Genomic DNA, 21,131 nt, shown 5'->3' with positions numbered 1-21,131 from the left:
ATGGCCTGGAGTCGCTCGGCTCGCGCGGCCATGGCGGCCCTGGCGCTGGGGACGGCCGCGCCGAGCCTTGCGGCGGCGCGGGACGTGGCGAGCGCGGCGGCGGCCAAGCCCAGCATTTCTTACGGCGAGTGGACTGACCCGGCGCGCGGCGGGCGTGAAGTGCCTTACAAGCTCTACGTGCCCGCCGGCCCGGGGCCTTTTCCGTTGATCGTCCACTCCCATGGATTGGGCGGATCGCGAGAGGGCTCCACCTATATCCTCCAGGCGCTTGCCGAGGCGGGCTTCGCGGTGGCGGCCCTGCAGCATCCCGGCTCGGACACCGCCATCCTGGCGGGATTTCGTCCCGGCGAGGAAGCCGGACTGCTGGGCAAGCTGGCGCCCGACGCGGCCGCCAACCGGTTTGGGGACATCCCCTTCGCGCTGGACCAGCTCACGCGCATGAACGCGCCTGGCGGCGTTCTGGCCGGCAAGCTGGATCTTTCGCGCATCGGCATGAGCGGTCATTCCTTCGGCGCGCTCGCCACGCTGGTCGCCGTCGGGCAGGTCCTGCCGGGCGCGCCGGACGGCGCCTTCCGCGAGCCTCGGATCAAGGCGGCCATTGTCTACAGCCCCAACAAGCCTCGGCAGGGCGGGGCCAACACCGCGTTCGCTCAGATCCATACGCCGATGTTGCACTTCACCGGCACGCTCGACCGCACCGCGATTGATCTGGAAAAGACGCCCTGGGAGCGGACCATTCCGTTTCAGGAGATCACGGGCGCCGATCAGTTCCTGATCGTGCTGCGCGACGGCGACCATGGCGTCTACACCGGACGACGCCAGTCCATGGGTGCGCCAAAACCTACTGACGCAGGCCAAATGCGGGTGATCGTCGAGGAGACGCTGGCCTTCTGGCGCGCCTACCTTCGGGGTGACACCGCGGCGGCCAAAAGCCTGTGCGACCTGCCCAAGATCCTCGCGCCGATGGGGGAGGCCTATGTGAAGGCCAAGGCCTGCGGCGCTGCCACCCCCATCCGACCCGCGGAGAGCCCATGAAGCGCTGGATCCTTGCCTTCGCGGCCTGCTTGGTCGGCCTCGCCACGACGGGCTTTTCCTCACCCGCGAAGCCGCGCGCGCCCAATGTCATCGTCATCCTGACCGACGATCTTGGCTATGGCGATCTGGGCGCCTATGGCGGCAAGGTGATCGACACGCCCAACATCGACGCGCTGGCCGCCTCGGGCGTGCGCTTTACCGCCGGCTATGCGACCGCGGCGGTCTGCGCGCCCTCGCGCGCGGGCCTGATCAGCGGACGCCATCAGGCCCGCTTCGGCTTTGAATTCAATCCCGTCGGGCGTGACGAGCAGACGGGTGTGCCCGTCAGTGAGACCAGCATCGCCCAGGTGATGAAGTCCGCCGGCTATGCGACCGCGATGGTGGGCAAGTGGCACATCGGCCAGGCGCCGGGCTTCCACCCGCTCGACCGGGGTTTCGATAGCTTCTTCGGCTTCCTGGGCGGAGCCGCCAGCTACTTCAAGGATCCGTCGGAAAGCGGTCTGCAGGCCGACACCGGGGCCGACGGCGCCATGACCCGCGCGCGCTTTCCGATCGTGCGCGGACGAACGGTCGTCGAGCAGGGCGGTTACCTGACCGACGTGTTCACCGACGAAGCCATAGGCTTCATCAAGTCCCATCGCCGCCAGCCCTTCTTCCTCTACCTGGCCTATAACGCCCCTCACACCCCGCTGCAGGCGCCCAAGGCCTATACCGACCGCTACGCCCACATCGCCTCGCCCCACCAGCGGCTCTACGCGGCGATGGTCGCGTCGCTGGACGACAATATCGGCCGGTTGCGCAAGGCTCTGGCGGACGAGGATCTGGAACGCGACACGGTGGTCTTCTTCCTCAGCGACAATGGCTGCCCCAACTACATCCGCGGCGCCTGCTCCAACGCACCGTTGTCGGGCTACAAGGCCTTCCCCTGGGAGGGCGGGGTGCGCGTGCCCTTCATCATCTCGGCGCCCGGCCGTATCTCGCCGGGGATGGTCTCCAGCCGGCCCGTCTCGACCCTCGACATCCTGCCCACGGTCGCGCACCTGGCGGGTGTGAAGGCGCCCACGGGCGTCGAAGGACGCGACATCGCCTCGGCGCTCGCGCCGACCGCCAAGCCGGTGGAGCGGGCGTTCTACTGGCGCATGGGACCCAATCACGCCGTGCGCGAAGGAAACTGGAAGCTGCTGGTGGTCAACAAGTCCGACACGGTCGATGACATGACCAACGTGCTGGGCTCGCCGACGCCCGATGGCGTCAAGGCGCAGGTCTCGCCGCTGGGCCAGTGGACGCTGCTGTTCGACGTCTCGAAGGATCCGGGCGAGAAGCACGATCTGGCCAGCGCCCATCCTGAAGTGGTGGCGCGCCTTTCGAAAGACTTCGCCGCCTGGGACAAGGCCAATATCGAGCCGATGTTCACCAGCCGACGGCAGTTCCGCTCCGAGGTCGACGGACGCAAGGTGCAGCTGTTCAACTGAGGTCAAGCCGTCGAGAGCCGGCCCCCTTTGGCCGGCCGCGACCAGGAGAGGGGGACCGATGACGCCCACGCGCAGATCTCTGCTGGCGACGCCGCTGGCCGCCGGCGTGGCGACCAGTACGGCCTGGGCGGCGCAGAGCGCGCCATCCGCCGCCGAGCTGCTCGAGCGCTATGTGGCCTTCGGCGGAAAGGCGAGCGGCGGGCCCGGGGACATAGCCTGCGGCGAGTGGATGGCCGCTTGGCTTGAGGCTCGCGGGCTTGTGGTCGAACGCCAGGCGTTCGACGCACCCTTCTTCGAGGTCGACGAGGCTTGGCTCCAGGTCGGAGACGCGCGCGCCGCGGTCGTACCCCAGGCGATCGTCACGCCCACGGGCTCCGACGGCATAGGGGGACGGGTCGTTGTCCGCGCGCCGGAAGACGCGGCGGCGGCGGCCGACGGCGCGATCGTCCTCATCGCACTGCCCTACGCGCGCTGGAGCAGCGCGGTGTCGCCCGCCGTGCGAGGGCCCGTCCAAGCGGCCTTGAGCGCCGGCGCGCAGGCGGTCGTCCTGATCACCACCGGTCCCAGCGGCGAGGCCTTGGCGCTCAACGCCGATGGTCGAACGCCGCTGTTCAACTCGCCGGTGGCGACGCTGGCGCCGAAGGATGCGCCGGCGCTGATCGCGGCGGCCAAGTCGGGCGCCGCCGGCGTTCTGAAGATCACCGGGCGGGGCGGGCGGCGCCCCAGCTTCAACCTGATCGGGCGGCGAGACCGCGGTCATGGTCAATGGCTCGTGGTCTCCACCCCGCGTTCCGGCTGGTTCACCTGCGCTGGGGAGCGCGGGCCTGGCGTCGCGGCCTGGATGATGCTGGCCGATTGGGCCAGCCGGTCCAACCTGCCGGTTGATCTGGCCTTCGTCAGCAACAGCGGCCACGAGTACGAAAACCTTGGCGCGCAGCACCTGCTCGAGGCGGCCGCGCCACCGCCGGACCAGACTCGTCTCTGGTTTCACCTGGGCGCCAATGTCGCCGCGCGCGATTGGCACGAACTGGGCGGGCGTCTGGCGCCCTTGCCCAGCGCCGATCCGCAGCGCTTCCTGATGGCCAGCAGCGAGCTTGTCCCGGCCTGTCGCGTCGCCTTCTCGGGCCTTCCCGGGCTGGAGGCCCCCTATGCGCTTGGCGCTGGGACCACCGGAGAGCTCGCCCATATCGCGGCCGCCGGCTATCGGCGCGTCGCCGGGATCTTCGGCGCCCATCGTCTTCATCACGCGGCGATCGACGACGCGCGCTGTGTGGAGGCCAAGCCCGTAGAGGCCGTGTTCCAAGCCGTGCGGCGCCTGTTGGAAGAGAGCTGCTAGCGACAGCGTCGGCGCGGCGTCTGTGTTCTGAAGCGGCGGGAGGCGCGGAATTTGGCGTCATGAGCCACGAACAGGCAGTCGCGGCCGCCGGACGGCGCCATACTCGCCCAGGAATCACTGGGAGGCAGAGAGCATGACGCTGATGAGCAAAGCCGCGACCTTCGGCATCGTCGCGGGGATCATGATGGCGACGGGCGCGGTGGCCCATGAGCCCGGAAACCTGCCCAACACCCCGGCGGGCAAGGCCATCAAGGCCAGGCATGACAACTTCAAGCAGATCGGAGCCGCCAACAAGGCCATCTCGGACGAGCTGAAGAAAGACGCGCCCGACCGCAAGCTGATCGCCGACAACGCCGCCAAGCTGAAGACGCTCACCACGCAGATCCCCTCGTGGTTCCCCAAGGGCAGCGGACCGGAGTCCAAGCTGCCGACCGACGCCAAGCCCGAGGTGTGGACGGATCCGGCCAAGTTCTCGGCCGCGATCAACCGCGCCCAGCTTGAGGTGTCCCGCCTGCAGCAACTGGCGGCCGCCGGCGATCTGGACGGCGTGCGCGGCCAGTCCCGCGCGGTCGGCGCCTCGTGCAAGAGCTGCCACGAGTCCTTCCGCGTGCCGCGGAACTAACCCTATGTCCTCGGACGCTCCCTCGATCGCGCCCAGACAGCGTGGCTTCAAGCTCTGGGACGCGCCTACGCGCCTGACCCATTGGGCGCTGGTCGGGCTGATCGGCTTTTCCTGGTGGTCGGCCAGCACGGGACACATGGATTGGCACCGCTGGTCCGGCTATTCTGTTCTGGCCCTGATCACCTTCCGGCTGATCTGGGGCGTGGTGGGCAGCCAGAGCGCGCGGTTCTCGCAGTTCGTGAAGGGGCCGAGGACGGTGCTGGCCTACGCCCGCACGCTGGGTGATCGGACGCCGTCGTCGACGCCGGGGCACAATCCGGTCGGGGCTCTCAGTGTCCTGGCCTTGCTGGCGGCCATCGTCACCCAGGTGGTGACGGGGCTGTTCTCGGTCGACATCGACGGCCTGGAGTCCGGTCCGCTGGCCGATCGGGTCAGCTTCGAGACAGGCCGCCAGTTCGCCCAGTGGCATGACTGGAGCTTTACGGCCATCCAGGCGCTGGTGCTCGCGCATGTGGCGGCCGTCGTCTTCTACCTTGTCTACAAGCGCTCGAACCTGATCCGCCCGATGGTCACCGGGCGGCGACGATTGGATGCCGATCCGCAGTTGGCCTTCGCGCCGCCATGGTTGGCGCTTTTGATCGCCCTTGTCGCGGCGGCTTTGACCTACTGGGTGATGAAGGGCCTGCGGTTCTAGCCCGGGAGGGCGCTGGACCCGGCCCCCGATCCGAATAGCCGCTGAGGCGTTATGGCGGGACGTTCAATTCGACTCTGGAAAAAACGAAGGGGCGATATAGGCGTTGAGCGCGAGCCGCTCCATGTTGTCGGCATGTTTCTCTTTGTCGCCCAGACGGGTGGAAGGATAGGTCAGGATGAACCGAGTGGCGTTGGGATTTGCGATCCTGGGATTGGCCTTCGCGAGCGCGCAGGGGGCCTGGGCCGCCGATCCTTCGCCGCCGCGGGCGGGCGACATCTACGGCGTCTGGAGCAACCCGAAGGGCAGCGTCCACATCGAGATCAAGCCTTGCGGCGAGGGCACCTGCGGCAACGTGGTCTGGGCCAACGCCGAAGCCCAGGCCGACGTCCGCAAGGGCAGCAATCGCGAACTGGTCGGCATGCAGCTGCTTCGCGATTTCTCGCCGAGCGGTCCGGTGGACTGGAAGGGGCGGGTGTTCGTGCCTGACCTGAACATGACCTTCTCGGGCCAGGTGCGCCTGCTGAGCCGCGCGTCCCTGCGCGCCAAAGGCTGTCTGCTGCCGAACTTCCTCTGCAAGTCGCAGGTCTGGACCCGCGTCGAAACCGCCGCGCGGGCGTCCTAGGCCTTCATGACACAACTGGGTTTGCCGGGTTTCGACCCGCCGACGCCGACCGATCGGCTGATGTTCCTGCTATATCCGGACGCGGCCACGGCCGAGCGGATCGGAGAAGAGGCCCGGCGGTTGCGCGAGGCGCTCGGTCTGCGCGGTCAGCCGCTGCAGACGGACCGCTTCCACGTCACCCTGCATCACCTGGGCGACTATGTGGGTCTTCCCGCCGAGATCGTGCGGAAGGGCGAGGCGGCGGGCCTGGGCGTCAGCGCCGCGCCGTTCGAGGTCGTCCTCGATCGCGCGATGAGCTTCGCCAATCGTCCAGGGAACAATCCCTTCACGCTGCAGGCCGGCGCGGGTCTCGACGCCCTGGTCGGCTTCCAGCAACGGCTGGGACTGGAGATGGCCAAGGTCGGCCTGAAGCCGGACAAGGCCTTCGTTCCGCATGTGACGCTGCAGTATGACGGCCAGGTCGTTCCAGCCCAGGCCATCGCGCCGATCCGATGGACGATCGATCGCTTTGTCCTTGTCCAGAGCAAGCTGGGCCAGACCCGTCACATCGTGCTCAAGAGCTGGGTTCTCACCGGCTGAGGTTGGCGTCACGGCTCGGCTCATCTAGGCCATGGGCGACGCGGATTCGCCGAGGATAACGGCCATGACCCTGACGATGTATGGCATCAAGAACTGCGACACGGTCGCCAAGGCCCGCAAGTGGCTGGAGGACCGAGGGCAGGCCTACGTCTTCCACGACTACAAGGCCTCCGGGATCGACCGTCCTCGCCTGGAGGCCTGGGTCGACGAGTTGGGCTGGGAGCCGCTGCTCAATCGCGCGGGGACGACGTTTCGCAAGCTCGACGACGCCGACAAGCAAGGGATCGACCGGGAAAAGGCGATCGGCCTGATGCTGGCCAATCCTTCGATGATCAAGCGTCCGGTCCTGGATCTGGGACGCCGGCGTTTGGTCGGCTTCAAGCCGGATCTCTATGAGTCCGCGCTGGGCTAGATTGATCGGGCTTCGACGCGCGTCGGAGCAAGTTTAAGACGACAAGCTTTCGGAGATCGGTCTATCACTTGGGGAGAACGGTCGCGACGTCGCGGCGCTCAAGGGGGACTTTGAACGAGTGGGGGAGAACGGCGTCTCGCGGTACGAACTGGTCATCTTTGACTTCGACGGAACGCTGGCCGACAGCGCCGCGTGGATGATGCGCGCCGTCAATCCGATGGCGCGCCGTTATGGCTTCAAGACCGTCACCGACGAAGAGATCGAGATGCTGCGCGGGCGCAGCACGCGCGAGGTGATCCGCTATCTGGGCGTCTCGCCCTGGAAGCTTCCGCTAATCGCGCGCGCCGGCAAGAAATTGATGGCCGCCGACGCCCATACGATCCCACTGTTCCCCGAAACCGCCAAGATGCTGCGCGCCCTGCACGAAGCCGGCGTCAAGATCGCGGTGGTCAGCTCCAACAGCGAAGACGTCATTCGCCGGGTGCTGGGACCTGAACTGGCGGACCTCATCAGCCTCTACGCCTGCGGCGCGTCGCTGTTTGGCAAGGCTCGCAAGTTCAAGCAGGTCACGGCGCGCGGCGTCTCGCGCGACAAGGTGATCTGCATCGGCGACGAGACGCGCGATATCGAAGCCGCCCGGGCCGTGGGCCTCGACTGCGGCGCCGTCGGCTGGGGCTACGCCAAGCCCTCGATCCTGGCCGAGCACCGTCCGACGGTGTCGTTCAACTCGATGTCCGAAATTATTTCGTTCGTGGCCGCATCCGAAGCGCGAGGCGGCGGCGACTAACCTTCGAGAGCGCGGATGAACGCGCTGCTATCGAAGGGATGAAGGCCATGGCCTACGACCTGTTCCGCGACTTCTGGTGGCTCATGTTCCCCATGAGCTTCATGGCCTTGGGCGCTTTTCGCGCCTGGCTCAACTACCGCGCCCGCCGCGAGGTGATCGACGTGCTCCGTGATCTGGCCGCCAAGGGCCAGGAGCCTTCGGCCGCGCTGCTGGCGCAGTTGCACCGCTAGACGGAGGCGACGATGTTCGTGGAGCTTTTCCAACAGTTCTGGTGGCTGCTGTTCCCGCTGGCCGGATTCGCGTTCGGCGCCTGGAGGAACTGGCTCGACTATCGGGCCAACCAGGAGATGCTGGACCTCATCAAGACCTACGCCGCCGCTGGCCGTGAGCCGCCGCCGGAGCTGCTCGCCAAGCTGAATGCGCCATGGCGTCGCTGCGAGGACGATGGTGATGGCGACCGTGTTGGCTTCCGCTATCGCCGGCGCCGCGAGCGCGGCTGGTATCGCGTGGTGTTGTTCGGTCTGCTTAGCAGCGGCTTCGCCTTCGCCGCCGCAAACAACATCTACGGAGCCGGCGAGGCCTTCACGATCGTGGCGTTCGTCCTCGGCTCGATCTGCGCGGCCACCCTGGTCCAGGTCCTGCTGGATCGGAACGGTCCGACCGTCTGATGGACGCCGCGCTCGTCAAGCAGGCGCGCGCGGGGTCCCAGGCCGCCTTCGCTCGTCTGGTGGCGATCCATGAACGGCCTCTGCGCGGCTTTCTGCGCAAGAGTGGCTGGATCGACGCCGACGACATCGCCCAGGAAGCCTTCGTGGCGGCGTGGGCGGGGCTCCACAAGTTGCGCGCCGACGACGGCTTTCGGGCCTGGCTCTACGGCGTCGCGTGGAAAAAAGCCTTGTCCCAAAGGCGCGGCGCCCAGCGCGCGGCGGCGCGGGACGAGGCCTGGCGGGGCGAACAGGAACTCGAGGCCGCCACCGACGTCGCGGCCGAGGATCGCCTGGCGCTCGAGGCGGCGCTGGCGACCTTGCCCGAGGACCAGCGGGCTTGTGTAACCCTCTGCCTGGGGCAAGGCTGGTCGCACGCCGAGGCGGCCGAAGCGCTGGGGCTTCCCCTCGGCACGGTCAAATCGCATGTTACCCGTGGCCGCGAGCGGCTGCTGTCGGTTCTGGGAGGCGCGTCATGAGCCTGGATGATCAACTGTCGGCCTTCCTGGGTGAGACGCCCAAGCAGAGTCGCGCGGATCTCTTCACGCTCGAAGTAATGAAGCGGGCCCAGCGGCGGGCTTTCCTGGCGCGGTTGGCGACGGGGGCGGTTGGGGCTGTGGTCTTGGCGCTGGTCCTATGGGCTTGCGCTCCCGCCCTGAACCAAGCGGTTTCGACCTTTGCGACGAGCCTTGCTTCCACCGCGGCGGTGCTGACCTTCGTCGCGGCGATTCTGATGCTGGGCGCGCCCGGGGTCTGGGCCCGCGAGGACTTCTCCGCGGACTGAAATTCGCCTTACGAAAGTTTCATCCCGTCGGGCGCCTCCAAACGAGACCGTGAGCGCCTCTTACCAGTGAAGGCGGCGCGGGGGCGTCGCTCCACGAAAGTCTGGAGGATAAGTCATGGGTCCTGAAATCATCGTCCCGATCGGCGCCTTCGCCATGGTCGTCGCGATCGTCGTGTTGCCCTTCTACTTCAAGAGCAAGGAGCGCCAGGAGATGCAGGCGACGATCCGCGCCGCCATCGACAAAGGCCAGCCTCTGCCGCCCGAGGTCATCGAAACCCTGACCAAGAGCGTGAAGCTGCCGCCGAGCCGTCTGCGCGACCTGCGCACCGGCGTCATCTGGCTGGCGGTGGGCGTTGGCGTAGGCTTGGCCACCTATTTCGGCGACTTTATCCACGGGGGCGACGATTTCGACGGGTTCGGCATCGCCAGCATCCCCGCCGTGATCGGCGTCGCCTATATCGTCCTCAGCTTCTTCAATCCGAACAAGGAGCCGCGGGTCTAGCCCGCAGCCTTGGGAGGGGCTTGAAACCATGGGCGCGCAAAGCCCGCCAACCGGTCACGACGTCGAGCTCGCCGCCAAGGCGGCGGGAGGCGATCGCCAGGCCTACGGAGAGCTGGTTCGGCGTCACGGCTCGGCCGTGCGCGGCCTGCTGCGGCGGCTGGGCGCCGACTCCGCGACGGCCGACGATCTGGCTCAGGACGCCTTCATCACGGGCTTCGAGCAGGTGGCCGAGTTCCGGGGCGAGGGGACCTTCGCCGGCTGGATCAAGAAGATCGCCGCCCGACTCTATCTGAAGAAGGTCAAGCGCGAGGCGCGGCTGATCTTCTCGGATGCGGTCGAGCCGGTCGAGGAGCTGGGAAGTCGGGACGCTTCGGGCGACGCCGCCAGCCGCATCGATCTGGACGATGCGCTGAAGGCGCTCTCGCGCGGCGAGCGGCTGTGCGTGTCGCTTTGCTACGGGGCCGACTGGTCCCACGGCGAGGCGGCCGAGGCCTTGAACATTCCCATTGGCACGGTCAAATCCCATGTCAAACGTGGTCTGGATAAACTCCGGGCGAAGCTCGCCCGGCCCGATGAGGGGGCGAGGAGGGAAGCTCATGGCTGAACCCGATTTCGAAGCCCAACTGACTCGACTGTTCGCCGAACCGCCGGCGTTCCAAGACGCGGCGCTGTTCAACGCAGAGGTGGCGGCCAAGCTGGATCGCGGCTGGGCGATGCGTCGCCTGTTCATCGGCGGGGCGGGAACCGTGGCGGGCCTGTTTGGCGCGTTCCAGATCCTGTCGACGCGTTTTTCCGCGGAGATCGCTCAGCTGTCGCGCAACAGCGGCCACAGCCTGGAGACCGAGTACAGCGCCGGTGTCGCCAAGATCAATTCGGTGCTGACCACGCCAGCTAGCGCCGAAGCCGTCTGGCTCGCGGCGGCTCTGGCGGTGGTGGCCTTGGCCTTCGCGGTGACGCGTATCGTCGAGGAGCTTTAAGCGGCTTATCACTGTTCATGTTGCGGCGCGGCGCGATCCGGCCCACAAACGGCGCCCAATCGCGTTGCTTGAGGAGCGTTGGTCCTGTCCGCTCACCGTGAAGAGACGGTTCGCCGTCTGGCCGCCCCCGACATCGCCGCTCGCAAGGGCGGCAAGCCGATCGTCTGCCTGACCGCCTATACGGCCCCCGTGGCCGCCGCTCTGGACGACGCCTGCGACGTGCTCCTGGTCGGCGATTCCGTCGGCATGGTCGTCCATGGCCTGCCCAATACGGTCGGCGTGACTCTGGACATGATGATCCTGCACGGCCAGGCCGTTATGCGCGGCTCGCGCAAGGCCATGGTGGTGATCGACATGCCGTTCGGCTCGTACGAGGGCTCGCACGAGGAGGCCTACGCCAACGCCGTGCGGATCATGAAGGAGACCGGCGCCCAGGCGGTGAAGGTCGAGAGCGGCCCGACCGTGGCCGAGACGATCGCCTATCTCACCCAACGCGGCGTGCCGGTCATGGGTCACGTCGGCCTTCGTCCTCAGGCCGTGCTGCTGGAAGGCGGCTTCAAGGCCAAGGGCAAGGACGAGGCGGGCCGCGCCAAGGTGCTTGAGGAAGCGCGCCTGACCGCCGAGGCCGGCGCTTTCGCGATCGTGGTCGAGGGCGTGGCCGAAGGGTTGGCCCGCGAGGTGACCGAGGCCGTCAGCGTCCCGACCATCGGCATCGGCGCCTCGGCCGCCTGCGACGGCCAGGTGCTGGTCGTCGACGACATGCTGGGCCTGTTCGACTGGACCCCCAAGTTCGTCCGCCGCTACGCCGACCTGAAGGGCGAAATCCAGCGCGCCGCCGCCCAATACGCCCGCGATGTTCAGGATCGCAGCTTCCCGGGCGAGGCCGAGACCTACTACGCGAAGAAGGCCTGAGCCTTACGGATCGATCGCCGTCCGGCGGGCGTTGCGGCAGGGCGCGGCACGCTATAGGTTCGCCGCCTCGGCTGGCGGCCCTTCGCCCGCCACAATCTGTCTTAAACCAGCGATGTCGGCCGGGTTCGTGCGCGACGTCCTTTGGTCCTAGCGCCTGTTTTCGGAGCCTCGTTTCGTGGTCGATGTTTTTGACGAAGTCGAAGAACAGCTTCGGGCGGAGCGTTATCAGTCGCTCGCCGTCAAGTCGCTGCCGTGGGTCGCGACGGCGGTCGTAGCGGCGGTGATCGGCGTCGGCGGCTACTGGGGCTGGAAGTCCTATCAGACCAGTCAGGCCGACAAGGCCTCGGAAGCTTATCAAGCCGCGCTCGAGACCGCCCAGAAGGCCGGCCCGGACAAGGCGTTCGGCCAGTTCAAGGCCGTCGCCGACGGCGGCGCGCGCGGCTACAAGGCCCTGGCGCTGCTGCAGATGGGCGACATCCGCATCGAAGAAAACAAGACCAAGGAGGCCGTCGCCTATTTCGACGAGGCCGCCAAGGCCGCGCCCGACCCCATCCTCGGTGATCTGGCCCGCCTCAAATCCGCCTTCGCCCTGATGGACACCGCGTCCTACAAGGACATCGAAGCGAGGTTGACGCCTTTGGCGGGGGAAAAGAGCCCGTACCGCGTGTACGCCAAGGAGGCGCTGGCCTTCGCCAAGCTGCAAGCCGGCGACGTCGCCGGCGCGCGCGGCGACTTCGTCGTGCTCGCCAATTCGCTCGACAATACGTCTGAAGAAGTGCGCCAGCGCGCCCAGGCGGCGATGCAGCTGATCGACTCGGGCACGGCCAAGGATCTGGCCGCCGCGGTGAAAGCCGCCGCCAGCCTGCCCGCCATGCCGCCCATGGGCCAGATTCCGCCCGCCGCGGCTCCGAACGCCGCCCCCAACGCCGCCCAATGAGCCGCCTGATGATGTCCAAGCGTTCCGTCGCCCTGGTGGCGCTGATGTCGGCCTCGGTGGCCGTCAGCGGCTGCTCGACGGTCTCCAAGCTCAATCCGTTCGATAAGAGCGAGAAGAACAAGAGCACCGCCAGCCAAGGCCAGCGGATCTCGATCATCGCTTTCGACCAGAAGGTCGAGGCCAATGAGTCGCTGAAGGGCGCGGACTTTTTCCTGCCCGACCCGGTCGTCCAGACCGAATGGCGCCTGCCGGGCGGCAACGCCGAGCAGTCGATCGAGCACGTCGACGCGGGCAAGGCCTTCGAGGTCGCCTGGAAGCGCGGCTTCGGCAAGAAGGGCGGCCGCACGTTCCACGTCACCGCCCCGCCGGTCTCGGCCGGCGACCGCATCTATGTGATGGACGGCGCGGCCACGGTTTCGGCGCTGGACGCCAAGACCGGCTCGACCGTCTGGCATAAGGATCTGCGCCCGGCCGCCGGTCCGACCAAGAAGGGCGGCTTCCTGGGCCTGATTCCCAAGAAGAACGATCGCCTGGGCTTCGGCGGCGGCTTGGCCTTGGGGACGGACAACAAGCTGTACGTCGCCTCGGGCTTCCGCTTTGTGGCCCAGATCGACGCCGCCAGCGGAAACCTCGGCTGGACCCAGCAGGCGTCGACTCCGATCCACGCCGCCCCGACTGTCGTCGACGGCCGCGTCTTCGTGGTTTCGACCGACAACGAACTCCTGACCTTCGACGCCGCCACCGGCGCGCCGGGCTGGACCTATCAGGCCCTTAGCGAGCCCGCGCGCATCCTGGCCGCCTCGACCCCCGCCGTCAGCGGCGACACCGTGGTGGCCGGCTTCGCCTCGGGCGAACTGGTGGCCCTGCGCGCCGCCAACGGCAACGACCTGTGGAGCGAGGCCCTGAGCCGCGCCAGCCGCACCAACGCCCTGTCGGAGATCCGGGACATCCCGGGCCGTCCGGTCATCTACAAGGGCGACGTCTTCGCGGTCAGCCACTCGGGCGTCTTCGCGGCCACCGACCTGCGCACCGGCCAGGCCCGCTGGAGCCTGCCCGTCACCGGCATCACCACCCCGTGGGTCGCCGGCGACGTCGTCTATGTCGTCGACAAGGCCGGCCAGGTGATCTGCGTCTCGCGCGAAAGCGGCTCGGTCTACTGGATCCAGGATCTCAACAACACCGAGGCCCTGACCAAGAAGCAGAAGAAGAAGCGCGCCAAGCACCCGATCCTGTGGTCGACGCCGATCCTGGCCAACGGCCGCCTGATCACGGTGTCCAGCCAAGGCGAGGCCGTGGCGCTGAACGCCAAGACCGGCGCCAAGGAAAAGACCCTGAAGATCGGCTCGCCCGTCCTGATCAACCCGATCGCGGTGGGCGACATGATCTACGTGGTCACGGACGACGCCGAACTGGTCGCCATCCGCTGATCCTTCGGCCCAATTCGACGGGCCGGAAAGACAATCAAACGCCTTCGGGCCCGGGACGGTGAGAGCCGGCCCGGGCCTTCGCTTTTGCGAAGAGGGCCAAAATCGACTACTGGACGCCTATGCCTTTGAAACTCGCCATCGTCGGCCGCCCGAATGTGGGCAAGTCCACGCTGTTCAATCGTCTGGCCGGCAAGAAGCTGGCCATCGTCGACGACCAGCCGGGCGTCACGCGCGACCGCCGCTACGCCTCGGGCAGCCTGGGCGACCTCGAACTGGAACTGATCGACACCGCCGGCTTCGAGGACGTGGACGACAGCAGCCTCGAGGCGCGGATGCGCGCCCAGACCGAGGCCGCGATCGAGGAAGCCGACGTCTCGCTGTTCGTGTTCGACAGCCGCGAGGGCGTCACGGCGCTGGACGAGGTGTTCGCCGCGATCCTGCGCAGGCGCGACAAGCCGGTGATCGTCGCGGCCAACAAGGCCGAGGGCAAGGCGGGCGAGGCCGGCATTGGCGAAGCCTTCCGCCTGGGCCTGGGCGAGCCGATCCCGATCTCGGGCGAGCACGGCGAAGGCATGGCCGAGCTCTACGCCGCCCTGACCGCCTACGAGCCCCAGGACGAGGTCGAAGAGGACGACGAGGACGACGACACCAAGCCGATCCGCATCGCCATCATCGGCCGCCCGAACGCCGGCAAATCGACCCTGGTCAACCGCCTGCTGGGCGAGGATCGCCTGCTGACCGGCCCGGAGGCCGGCATCACCCGCGACTCCATCTCGGTCGACTGGGAGTGGGACGGCCGCAAGATTCGCCTCGTGGACACCGCGGGCCTGCGCCGCAAGGCCAAGGTCCAGGACAAGCTTGAGAAGCTGTCGACCGCCGACACCATCCGCGCCATCACCTTCGCCGAGGTGGTGCTGCTGGTGATGGACGCCACGCACCCGTTCGAGATCCAGGACCTGCAGATCGCCGACCTGGCCGAGCGGGAAGGGCGGGCGCTGGTGTTCGTGCTGGCCAAGTGGGACCTGATCGAGGATCCGCAGGCCCAACTGGTCGCCTTCCGCGAACACGCCGAACGCATGCTGCCGCAGCTGCGCGGCGCGCCGGTCGTGGCGCTGTCGGGCGAGACCGGCAAGGGCATCAACCAGCTGATGCCGGCGGTGATCAAGACGCACCGCGACTGGTCGACCAAGGTCAAGACCCGCGACCTGAACGACTGGCTGCAGATGGCCATGCAACGTCACCCGCCGCCCGCCGTGAACGGAAAGCGCGTGAAGCCTAAATACATGGCCCAGACCAAGGCGCGTCCGCCGACGTTCGTGCTGTTCTCCAGCCGCGCCGACCAGATGCCGGACCACTATCGCCGCTATCTGGTCAACAGCTTGCGCGAAAGCTTCGACCTGCCGGGCGTGCCGCTGCGCATCACCGTCAAGTCGGGCGCCAACCCCTATGCCGAGGGCGAGGCCAAGGGCCACAGCGGTCGCGGCAAGCGCGAGTTCGAGCGTCGCGAGCGCGAGGAGGAGCGCATCCGCGCCTCGCGCAACACGGTCAAGAAGTCCAAGCGCCTGGCGGCTGAAGCCGCGGCCAAGGCCGCCGAGGCTGCCGGTTTGCCCGATCCGGGCAAGGCGGCGGTGAAGCCCGTGAAGAAGAAGGGGCCGACGGTCGCGGCCAAGCCCGCGGACGCGGCGTCCGAACCCGGCAAGGCCGCCGTCAAGTCGGTCAAGGCCAAGGGCCCGCGCGTCCAGAAGAAGGTCTCGACGACGCCCAGCTACAAGGTCGGCGTCAAGACGGCGGGCGGCAAGGCGGGCGCGCCGCGTCGTCCCGCGGCCGGTTCGCGGACCGTGCGCGGCAACACCGGGCCTGGCCGTCCGAAAGGGCGGTAGGGCTTTGAGCGCCTAGAGCCTGTCTGGTTTAGATGGAACCATCTAAACCAGCTAAATAGGCTCCATCTTCATGCACTTGGAGCGCGTCAGGCGTCGACGCTGGGTGACTCCTGACCGCGCTCCTTGAAGCGCACGACGCCCTTCGGCGCCTCGCGATCAGGGCGGACCAGATCCACGATGAACGGGACGATCGTCTCCGGCGCGGGCACCGTCTGGGGATCCTCGCCCGGGAAGGCGCCGGCGCGCATCCTGGTGCGCATGGCGCCGGGATCGACGCAGAAGGCGCGGATCGGCGTGTTCTCGGTCTCGTCGGCATAGACATCGACCAGAGCCTCCAGCGCCGCCTTGGTGGCCGCATAGACGCCCCAGAAGGCCGGGCGGGTGCGGGCGACGCTGCTGGAGAAGAACAGGGCGCGGCCGGCGTCCGAGGCGCGCAGCAGCGGGTCCATCGAACGGATCAGCCGCCAGTTGGCCGTCAGGTTGGTGCTCAGCACCATGTCCCAGCCCTTGGGCTCCAGATGGCTGACGGGGGTGAGCGGGCCGAGCAGGGCGGCCGCGCCGACCAGGATGTCGAGCTTGCCCCAACGCTGGTGGATCGCCGCGCCCAGGTGATCGAGGCCATCGGGCTCGCGCAGGTCCAGCGGGACCAGGGTCGCGCGTTCGCCGGTGGCGGCCAGGATGGCGTCGTCCAGGGCTTCCAGGGCGCCTTGGGTGCGCCCGACAGCGATCACGTGGGCGCCGGCCTTGGCCAGGCCCAGGGCGACCGCCTCGCCAATGCCGCGCGTGGCGCCGGTGACGAGGGCGATGCGGCCGGCCAGCGGCTTTTGGGAGTCGATAGTCATGGCGCGGGTTCTAGAGCAGAGGGCGGAAAACGTAAAACCGCGATCAGCCCTTAAGCTTCCTTGGATTGCTTGGCGTAGTGCTGAGCGATGACCGAACAGGCCATCAGCTGGATCTGATGGAAGATCATCAGTGGCAGGACGATGATCCCGGCGGTCGGGCCCGGGAAAAGGATGCCGGCCATCGGCACGCCGGTGGCGAGACTCTTCTTCGAGCCGCAGAAGGTGATCGCGCGCTCATCCTCGGGTGAGAAGCCCAGAGCGCGCGCGCCAAACGTCGTGGCCGCCAGCACGATCGCCAGCAGCACGCCGTTGACGACCAGCAGGATCACCAGCTGAGCGGGCGAGATCTTGTGCCAGATGCCGCCGACCACGGCCTCGCTGAAGGCCGAATAGACGACCAACAGGATCGAGCCGCGATCGACATAGCCGATCAGGCCCTTGTGCTTGGTGATCCAGGCGCTGACCAGCGGCCTCGCCAACTGGCCGGCGATGAACGGCAGCAGCAGCTGGACGACGATGTCCCGCACCGAATGCCAGCCGCCCGCCGCGCCGCCTTGGGTATGCATCAGGATCCCGACCAGCACGGGCGTGATGAAGATGCCGAACAGGTTCGAGGCGCTGGCCGCCACGACGGCGGCGGCGACATTGCCGCGCGCGATCGAGGTGAAGGCGATCGACGACTGTACGGTCGAGGGCAGGCAGCACAGGAAGAGAATCCCCGCCGCCAGCGTCGGCGGCAGCACGCCGATCTTGCTGATGACCAGGCCCAGAACCGGGAACATCACGAAGGTGAAAGCCAGGATCAGCAGGTGCAGGCGCCAGTGCGTGACGCCCGCCACGACCGACTCCCGCGACAGCTTGGCGCCATGCAGGAAGAACAGCAGAGCGATCGCCAGCTTGACGACGATCGACAGCCCATGCGCGGCCTCGCCCCGCACCGGCAGGATCGAGGCCAGCACGACCATGCCGAACAGGGCGATCACATAGGGCTCGAGCTTCAGCTTCTCGAGCAGACCCTTCAGACCCATGCGGGCGGAGTTTCTAAGCGCTGACCAGCAGCGACAGCTGCTTGTCGTTGGCTTCGTTGCGGCCTTCGGCGATCTCGCGGTCCGTCAGGCGGGTCGGATAGTCGCCGGTGAAGTAGTGATCGGTGAATTGGGGCGCGGCCGGGTCGCGGGGACCGGCCTCCAGGGCGTCATACAGGCCCTCGACCGACAGGAAGCCCAGGCTGTCGACTTCCAGGAACTTGGCCATCTCTTCCAGCGACTTGTTGGCCGCCAGCAGTTGCTCGCGCTCGGGCATGTCGATGCCGTAGAAGTCGGGCCACTTGATCGGCGGGCTGGCCGAGCGGAGGTGGACCTCCGTCGCGCCGGCCTCGCGGACCATGCGCACGATCTTGAGCGAGGTCGTGCCGCGCACGATCGAGTCGTCGATCAGCACCACGCGCTTGCCGGCCAGGACGGCGCGGTTGGGGCTGTGCTTCATGCGCACGCCCAGCTCGCGCACGCCTTGGGTCGGCTGGATGAAGGTGCGGCCCACATAGTGGTTGCGGATGATGCCCATCTCGAACGGGATGCCGCTCTCCTGGGCGAAGCCGAGGGCGGCCGGGACGCCGCTGTCGGGCACCGGCACCACGACGTCAGCCGCGACGCCGGTCTCCTTGGCCAGGTTGCGGCCCATGCGCTTGCGCACGCCATAGACCGAGCGACCGTTCACGACGCTGTCGGGACGGGCGAAGTAGACGTATTCGAAGACGCAGGGCCGTGCGGCCTTAGTCTGGAAGGGCTTGGTCGAGGTGACGCCGGTCTCCTCGATCACCACCATCTCGCCATGCTCGACGTCGCGCACGAAGCGGGCGCCGATCATGTCGAGGGCGCAGGTTTCCGAAGCCAGGACCGGCTTGCCGTCCAGGTCGCCCAGGACCAGCGGGCGGATGCCCAGCGGGTCGCGCATGCCAATCATCTTCTTGTTGGTGATGGCCACCAGGGCGTAGCCGCCCTCGATCTGGCTGACGGCGTCGACGAAGCGGTCGACGATCTTGGCCTTCCGCGAGCGGGCGATCAGGTGAAGGATCACCTCGCTGTCCGAGGTGGACTGGAAGATCGCGCCTTCCTGAACCAGGCGCTCGCGCAGGGTCAGGAAGTTGGTCAGGTTGCCGTTGTGGGCGATGGCGACGCCGCCGGTCTCGAGATCGGCGAACATCGGCTGAACATTGCGGATGCCCGCGCCGCCGGCCGTCGAATAGCGAGTGTGGCCGATAGCCAGGGCGCCCGGCAGGCGCTGGACGAGGTCGGCGCCGGTGAAGGCGTCGCCGACATGGCCCATGTGGCGTTCGGTATGGAAGCGGTTGCCGTCGAAGGCGGCGATGCCGCAGGCTTCCTGGCCGCGGTGCTGCAGGGCGTGCAGGCCCAGGGCCGCGATGGCCGCCGCGTCACGGACGCCGAAGACGCCGAACACGCCGCATTCGAGGCGCAGCGTGTCGTCCTCGGGATCCCGCCAGGGTGCGGACGAATAGCGGTCGGTCGACTGGCCCAGGAAGGTCATCGCGATTTCTCCACCAGATCGTCGAGATCCCGACGCTGGTTCCTATCATAGCCTTTTCCCGACGATTCCTCGCCGGACGTATTGTCGCCGCCGTCCTCGGCGCCCTCGTGGACGGCGTCCTTGATCGCGGGGGCCAGCTTGCCGGCCAGGGCCTTGCCCTTGGGGGCGAAGACCTTGAGCGCTTTGCCGCTGACTTCGGACAGCGGGTAGAACATCGAGTCCTCGACCCAGTGCGGCATCCGATCCGGCGGCGTCGCCAGGTGCAGCAAGAGGTTGAAGACGCCCAGCATCACGCAGGCGCGAACCAGGCCAAACGTCGCGCCGATGGCGTTGTCCGCGGTCCCGCCGGCCGAGCTCTCCTGCAGCTTGGCGGTGACCTGGGCGCCGATCAGGCGGAAGATCAGGAAAAACACGACGAAGACCACCAGGACGGCCGCGCCGGTGGCGGCCCAATCGGGGTCCATGAGCTTGCGGAACAGCGGTCCGGTGATCCGCAGGCCAAACAGCGCGATGGCGGCGGCGAACAGGAACGACAGGGCCGAGGTCAGCTCGCGCGAGGCGCCGCGCAGCCAGCCGGTGACGCCCGAGATCAGCAGCAGCAGGCCGGCGATGATGTCGAAAGGCGTCACGTCAGGCTCGTCCAGATCTCGTCGCCGATCCGGCGCACGGCGTCGGTCAGGCGGGCCACGCCCGCGACCGGCAACGATCCGCCGCCCTCAGGCAGGCCGGCGAGCGGTCCCAGCGCCCGGCCAAATCCCAATTTCGCGGCTTCCTTCAAACGAGTCTCCATCCGGCTGACAGGCCTGACTTCGCCCGACAGACTGACCTCGCCGAACACGACGCAGTCCTGGGGCAGGGCGACGTCCAGGGCGGAGGAGGCCAGGGCCGCCGCCGCCGCGAGATCCGCCGCCGGTTCGGTAATGCGCAGGCCGCCGGCGACGTTCAGATAGACGTCCTTGTCGCCAAAACCAAGGCCGCATCGGGCCTCGAGCACGGCCAGCACCATGGCGAGACGCCCGGAATCCCATCCGACCACCGCCCGGCGCGGCGTTCCGTACGCGGAAGGCGCGACCAGGGCCTGGAATTCCACCAGGACGGGCCGGCTGCCCTCGATGCCGGCGAACACCGCCGCGCCCGCCGCGCGTTCGCCGCCTTCATTGAGGAACAGGGCCGAGGGGTTCTTCACCTCGCGCAGGCCAACGTCGCCCATCTCGAAGACGCCGATCTCGTCGGTGGCGCCGAAGCGGTTCTTGGCGCCGCGCAGGATGCGGAACGGATAGCCGCGCTCGCCCTCGAAGCTGAGCACCGCGTCGACCAGATGTTCGACGACGCGGGGGCCGGCGATCTGGCCGTCCTTGGTGACGTGGCCGACCAGGAGGATCGCCACGCCCTTCTTTTTTGCCAGGCGCACCAGCTCGGTGGCGCAGGCGCGCACCTGGGTCACGGTGCCGGGGCCGGCCTCGTGGGCGTCGCTCCACATCGTCTGGATCGAGTCGATGACGACGAGATCGAAGCTGTCGCGCTTGAGGCCGTCCAGGATGTCGCGCAGGGCGGTCTCGGCGGCCAGGCTGACATTGGCCTTGGCGAGGCCCATGCGGTCGGCGCGGCCGCGGATCTGCTCCACGGCCTCTTCGCCGGAGATGTAAGCGCACGAGACCCCGCGGGCGGCGGCGCTGGCGCAGACCTGCAGCAGCAGGGTGGACTTGCCGACGCCGGGATCGCCGCCGATCAGGATGGCCGAGCCCGGGACCACGCCCCCGCCGCAGACGCGGTCGAACTCGTCGACGCCGGTCAGGATGCGCGGCGGAGGGGCGGTCTCGCTTTCCAGGCCCGTGAACTGCAGGCCGCGCACGCGGGTGGCCTTGGTCGTCGACAGGGCGCCGGGTGGCTTGGCGCCGACCTCCTCGACCAGGGTGTTCCAGCTTTGGCAGGCGGGACATTGTCCGGACCACTTGGTCTGGACCGCGCCACAGGACTGGCAGGCGTAGACGGCGCCGTCGCGGGCCATGAGGTCTCCTGATTCTCGGATGCGTGGAGACTACAGGCTGGAGAGCGGCTGCGCC

At 68.0% G+C, this 21,131-nt stretch carries 25 protein-coding genes; 20 read left to right on the top strand and 5 right to left on the bottom strand.

Translation table 11 applies throughout. The features are described from left to right. From CSW60_RS02840 to der, 20 genes are all read left to right on the top strand, one after another. Positions 1-1,035 carry a hypothetical protein gene (locus tag CSW60_RS02840; protein WP_099535819.1) on the top strand — a complete coding sequence of 345 codons (1,035 nt, stop codon included), beginning with the start codon at positions 1-3 and terminating at the stop codon, positions 1,033-1,035. Then, positions 1,032-2,507 (top strand): sulfatase, encoded by a 1,476-nt coding sequence (locus CSW60_RS02835; protein WP_099535818.1) that lies wholly within the window; start codon positions 1,032-1,034, stop codon positions 2,505-2,507. Before CSW60_RS02840 ends, CSW60_RS02835 begins: the two co-directional genes overlap by 4 nt. 58 nt (positions 2,508-2,565) lie before the next feature. Then, complete coding sequence (locus CSW60_RS02830; RefSeq protein WP_099535817.1) at positions 2,566-3,843, top strand: hypothetical protein; 1,278 nt, start codon at positions 2,566-2,568, stop codon at positions 3,841-3,843. Positions 3,844-3,976: 133 nt separating this feature from the next. Further along, a complete protein-coding gene (locus CSW60_RS02825) occupies positions 3,977-4,465 on the top strand; it encodes a cytochrome c (protein WP_099535816.1) in 489 nt (162 codons plus the stop codon). Positions 4,466-4,469: 4 nt separating this feature from the next. Beyond that, positions 4,470-5,159: a cytochrome b/b6 domain-containing protein gene (locus CSW60_RS02820; protein ID WP_099535815.1), complete on the top strand. Its 690-nt coding sequence runs from the start codon at positions 4,470-4,472 to the stop codon at positions 5,157-5,159. Between the two features lie 175 nt (positions 5,160-5,334). Next, complete coding sequence (locus CSW60_RS02815; protein ID WP_099535814.1) at positions 5,335-5,781, top strand: DUF2147 domain-containing protein; 447 nt, start codon at positions 5,335-5,337, stop codon at positions 5,779-5,781. Between the two features lie 6 nt (positions 5,782-5,787). Next, the gene (locus CSW60_RS02810; RefSeq protein WP_099535813.1) at positions 5,788-6,360 is read left to right on the top strand and encodes a 2'-5' RNA ligase family protein; all 573 of its coding nucleotides are present in this window, start codon (positions 5,788-5,790) and stop codon (positions 6,358-6,360) included. A 64-nt stretch (positions 6,361-6,424) separates the two neighbouring features. Further along, complete coding sequence (locus CSW60_RS02805; RefSeq protein WP_099535812.1) at positions 6,425-6,772, top strand: ArsC family reductase; 348 nt, start codon at positions 6,425-6,427, stop codon at positions 6,770-6,772. A 55-nt stretch (positions 6,773-6,827) separates the two neighbouring features. Then, positions 6,828-7,559 (top strand): HAD family hydrolase, encoded by a 732-nt coding sequence (locus tag CSW60_RS02800; RefSeq protein ID WP_099535811.1) that lies wholly within the window; start codon positions 6,828-6,830, stop codon positions 7,557-7,559. Between the two features lie 47 nt (positions 7,560-7,606). After that, a complete protein-coding gene (locus CSW60_RS02795) occupies positions 7,607-7,789 on the top strand; it encodes a hypothetical protein (RefSeq protein WP_236634202.1) in 183 nt (60 codons plus the stop codon). A 12-nt stretch (positions 7,790-7,801) separates the two neighbouring features. Continuing rightward, a complete protein-coding gene (locus tag CSW60_RS02790; protein WP_099535809.1) occupies positions 7,802-8,227 on the top strand; it encodes a hypothetical protein in 426 nt (141 codons plus the stop codon). Then, positions 8,227-8,742: an RNA polymerase sigma factor gene (locus tag CSW60_RS02785; protein ID WP_099535808.1), complete on the top strand. Its 516-nt coding sequence runs from the start codon at positions 8,227-8,229 to the stop codon at positions 8,740-8,742. Before CSW60_RS02790 ends, CSW60_RS02785 begins: the two co-directional genes overlap by 1 nt. After that, positions 8,739-9,047, top strand: a complete 309-nt coding sequence (locus CSW60_RS02780) for a hypothetical protein (RefSeq protein ID WP_099535807.1) — start codon at positions 8,739-8,741, stop codon at positions 9,045-9,047. Before CSW60_RS02785 ends, CSW60_RS02780 begins: the two co-directional genes overlap by 4 nt. A 115-nt stretch (positions 9,048-9,162) precedes the next feature. Continuing rightward, positions 9,163-9,549 carry a DUF6249 domain-containing protein gene (locus CSW60_RS02775; RefSeq protein WP_099535806.1) on the top strand — a complete coding sequence of 129 codons (387 nt, stop codon included), beginning with the start codon at positions 9,163-9,165 and terminating at the stop codon, positions 9,547-9,549. Between the two features lie 28 nt (positions 9,550-9,577). Continuing rightward, on the top strand, positions 9,578-10,153 hold the full coding sequence (locus CSW60_RS02770; protein WP_099535805.1) for an RNA polymerase sigma factor: 576 nt from the start codon (positions 9,578-9,580) through the stop codon (positions 10,151-10,153). Continuing rightward, positions 10,146-10,526 carry a hypothetical protein gene (locus CSW60_RS02765; RefSeq protein ID WP_099535804.1) on the top strand — a complete coding sequence of 127 codons (381 nt, stop codon included), beginning with the start codon at positions 10,146-10,148 and terminating at the stop codon, positions 10,524-10,526. Before CSW60_RS02770 ends, CSW60_RS02765 begins: the two co-directional genes overlap by 8 nt. Positions 10,527-10,610: 84 nt before the next feature. Beyond that, positions 10,611-11,438: a 3-methyl-2-oxobutanoate hydroxymethyltransferase gene (panB, locus tag CSW60_RS02760; protein ID WP_099537530.1), complete on the top strand. Its 828-nt coding sequence runs from the start codon at positions 10,611-10,613 to the stop codon at positions 11,436-11,438. A 175-nt stretch (positions 11,439-11,613) separates the two neighbouring features. After that, positions 11,614-12,375, top strand: a complete 762-nt coding sequence (locus CSW60_RS02755; protein ID WP_099535803.1) for a tetratricopeptide repeat protein — start codon at positions 11,614-11,616, stop codon at positions 12,373-12,375. Further along, positions 12,372-13,802 (top strand): PQQ-like beta-propeller repeat protein, encoded by a 1,431-nt coding sequence (locus tag CSW60_RS02750; RefSeq protein WP_099535802.1) that lies wholly within the window; start codon positions 12,372-12,374, stop codon positions 13,800-13,802. Before CSW60_RS02755 ends, CSW60_RS02750 begins: the two co-directional genes overlap by 4 nt. 119 nt (positions 13,803-13,921) lie before the next feature. Further along, on the top strand, positions 13,922-15,682 hold the full coding sequence (gene der / locus CSW60_RS02745) for a ribosome biogenesis GTPase Der (RefSeq protein WP_099535801.1): 1,761 nt from the start codon (positions 13,922-13,924) through the stop codon (positions 15,680-15,682). An 86-nt stretch (positions 15,683-15,768) separates the two neighbouring features. Here the strand turns inward: der and CSW60_RS02740 are convergent, their stop codons facing one another. The 5 genes from CSW60_RS02740 to radA are packed head-to-tail and all read right to left on the bottom strand — an operon-like array spanning position 15,769 to position 21,076. Then, positions 15,769-16,524 (bottom strand): SDR family NAD(P)-dependent oxidoreductase, encoded by a 756-nt coding sequence (locus CSW60_RS02740; protein ID WP_099535800.1) that lies wholly within the window; start codon positions 16,522-16,524, stop codon positions 15,769-15,771. Between the two features lie 50 nt (positions 16,525-16,574). Then, positions 16,575-17,552: a bile acid:sodium symporter family protein gene (locus tag CSW60_RS02735; RefSeq protein ID WP_099535799.1), complete on the bottom strand. Its 978-nt coding sequence runs from the start codon at positions 17,550-17,552 to the stop codon at positions 16,575-16,577. 13 nt (positions 17,553-17,565) lie between these two features. Next, the gene (gene purF, locus CSW60_RS02730) at positions 17,566-19,068 is read right to left on the bottom strand and encodes an amidophosphoribosyltransferase (protein WP_099535798.1); all 1,503 of its coding nucleotides are present in this window, start codon (positions 19,066-19,068) and stop codon (positions 17,566-17,568) included. Then, positions 19,065-19,697: a CvpA family protein gene (locus CSW60_RS02725; protein ID WP_099535797.1), complete on the bottom strand. Its 633-nt coding sequence runs from the start codon at positions 19,695-19,697 to the stop codon at positions 19,065-19,067. The genes purF and CSW60_RS02725 overlap by 4 nt, the downstream gene beginning before the upstream one ends. Beyond that, positions 19,694-21,076 (bottom strand): DNA repair protein RadA, encoded by a 1,383-nt coding sequence (radA, locus tag CSW60_RS02720; protein WP_099535796.1) that lies wholly within the window; start codon positions 21,074-21,076, stop codon positions 19,694-19,696. The genes CSW60_RS02725 and radA overlap by 4 nt, the downstream gene beginning before the upstream one ends. Between the last annotated feature and the right edge of the window lie 55 nt (positions 21,077-21,131).

The sequence above is a fragment of the Caulobacter sp. X genome (assembly GCF_002742635.1).
In the GTDB taxonomy this organism is placed as follows: domain Bacteria; phylum Pseudomonadota; class Alphaproteobacteria; order Caulobacterales; family Caulobacteraceae; genus Caulobacter.
The sequence above is the reverse complement of the archived record's forward strand: the minus strand, read 5'-3'. Positions and strand labels throughout refer to the sequence as shown.

Bases quoted from the DNA above. Each gene is read 5' to 3' on its own strand.
- CSW60_RS02840 (WP_099535819.1), top strand. From the start codon at position 1: ATGGCCTGGAGTCGCTCGGCTCGCGCGGCCATGGCGGCCCTGGCGCTG.
- CSW60_RS02835 (WP_099535818.1), top strand. From the start codon at position 1,032: ATGAAGCGCTGGATCCTTGCCTTCGCGGCCTGCTTGGTCGGCCTCGCC.
- CSW60_RS02830 (WP_099535817.1), top strand. From the start codon at position 2,566: ATGACGCCCACGCGCAGATCTCTGCTGGCGACGCCGCTGGCCGCCGGC.
- CSW60_RS02825 (WP_099535816.1), top strand. From the start codon at position 3,977: ATGACGCTGATGAGCAAAGCCGCGACCTTCGGCATCGTCGCGGGGATC.
- CSW60_RS02820 (WP_099535815.1), top strand. From the start codon at position 4,470: ATGTCCTCGGACGCTCCCTCGATCGCGCCCAGACAGCGTGGCTTCAAG.
- CSW60_RS02815 (WP_099535814.1), top strand. From the start codon at position 5,335: ATGAACCGAGTGGCGTTGGGATTTGCGATCCTGGGATTGGCCTTCGCG.
- CSW60_RS02810 (WP_099535813.1), top strand. From the start codon at position 5,788: ATGACACAACTGGGTTTGCCGGGTTTCGACCCGCCGACGCCGACCGAT.
- CSW60_RS02805 (WP_099535812.1), top strand. From the start codon at position 6,425: ATGACCCTGACGATGTATGGCATCAAGAACTGCGACACGGTCGCCAAG.
- CSW60_RS02795 (WP_236634202.1), top strand. From the start codon at position 7,607: ATGGCCTACGACCTGTTCCGCGACTTCTGGTGGCTCATGTTCCCCATG.
- CSW60_RS02790 (WP_099535809.1), top strand. From the start codon at position 7,802: ATGTTCGTGGAGCTTTTCCAACAGTTCTGGTGGCTGCTGTTCCCGCTG.
- CSW60_RS02785 (WP_099535808.1), top strand. From the start codon at position 8,227: ATGGACGCCGCGCTCGTCAAGCAGGCGCGCGCGGGGTCCCAGGCCGCC.
- CSW60_RS02780 (WP_099535807.1), top strand. From the start codon at position 8,739: ATGAGCCTGGATGATCAACTGTCGGCCTTCCTGGGTGAGACGCCCAAG.
- CSW60_RS02775 (WP_099535806.1), top strand. From the start codon at position 9,163: ATGGGTCCTGAAATCATCGTCCCGATCGGCGCCTTCGCCATGGTCGTC.
- CSW60_RS02770 (WP_099535805.1), top strand. From the start codon at position 9,578: ATGGGCGCGCAAAGCCCGCCAACCGGTCACGACGTCGAGCTCGCCGCC.
- CSW60_RS02765 (WP_099535804.1), top strand. From the start codon at position 10,146: ATGGCTGAACCCGATTTCGAAGCCCAACTGACTCGACTGTTCGCCGAA.
- CSW60_RS02750 (WP_099535802.1), top strand. From the start codon at position 12,372: ATGAGCCGCCTGATGATGTCCAAGCGTTCCGTCGCCCTGGTGGCGCTG.
- der (WP_099535801.1), top strand. From the start codon at position 13,922: ATGCCTTTGAAACTCGCCATCGTCGGCCGCCCGAATGTGGGCAAGTCC.
- CSW60_RS02740 (WP_099535800.1), bottom strand. From the start codon at position 16,524: ATGACTATCGACTCCCAAAAGCCGCTGGCCGGCCGCATCGCCCTCGTC.
- CSW60_RS02735 (WP_099535799.1), bottom strand. From the start codon at position 17,552: ATGGGTCTGAAGGGTCTGCTCGAGAAGCTGAAGCTCGAGCCCTATGTG.
- purF (WP_099535798.1), bottom strand. From the start codon at position 19,068: ATGACCTTCCTGGGCCAGTCGACCGACCGCTATTCGTCCGCACCCTGG.
- radA (WP_099535796.1), bottom strand. From the start codon at position 21,076: ATGGCCCGCGACGGCGCCGTCTACGCCTGCCAGTCCTGTGGCGCGGTC.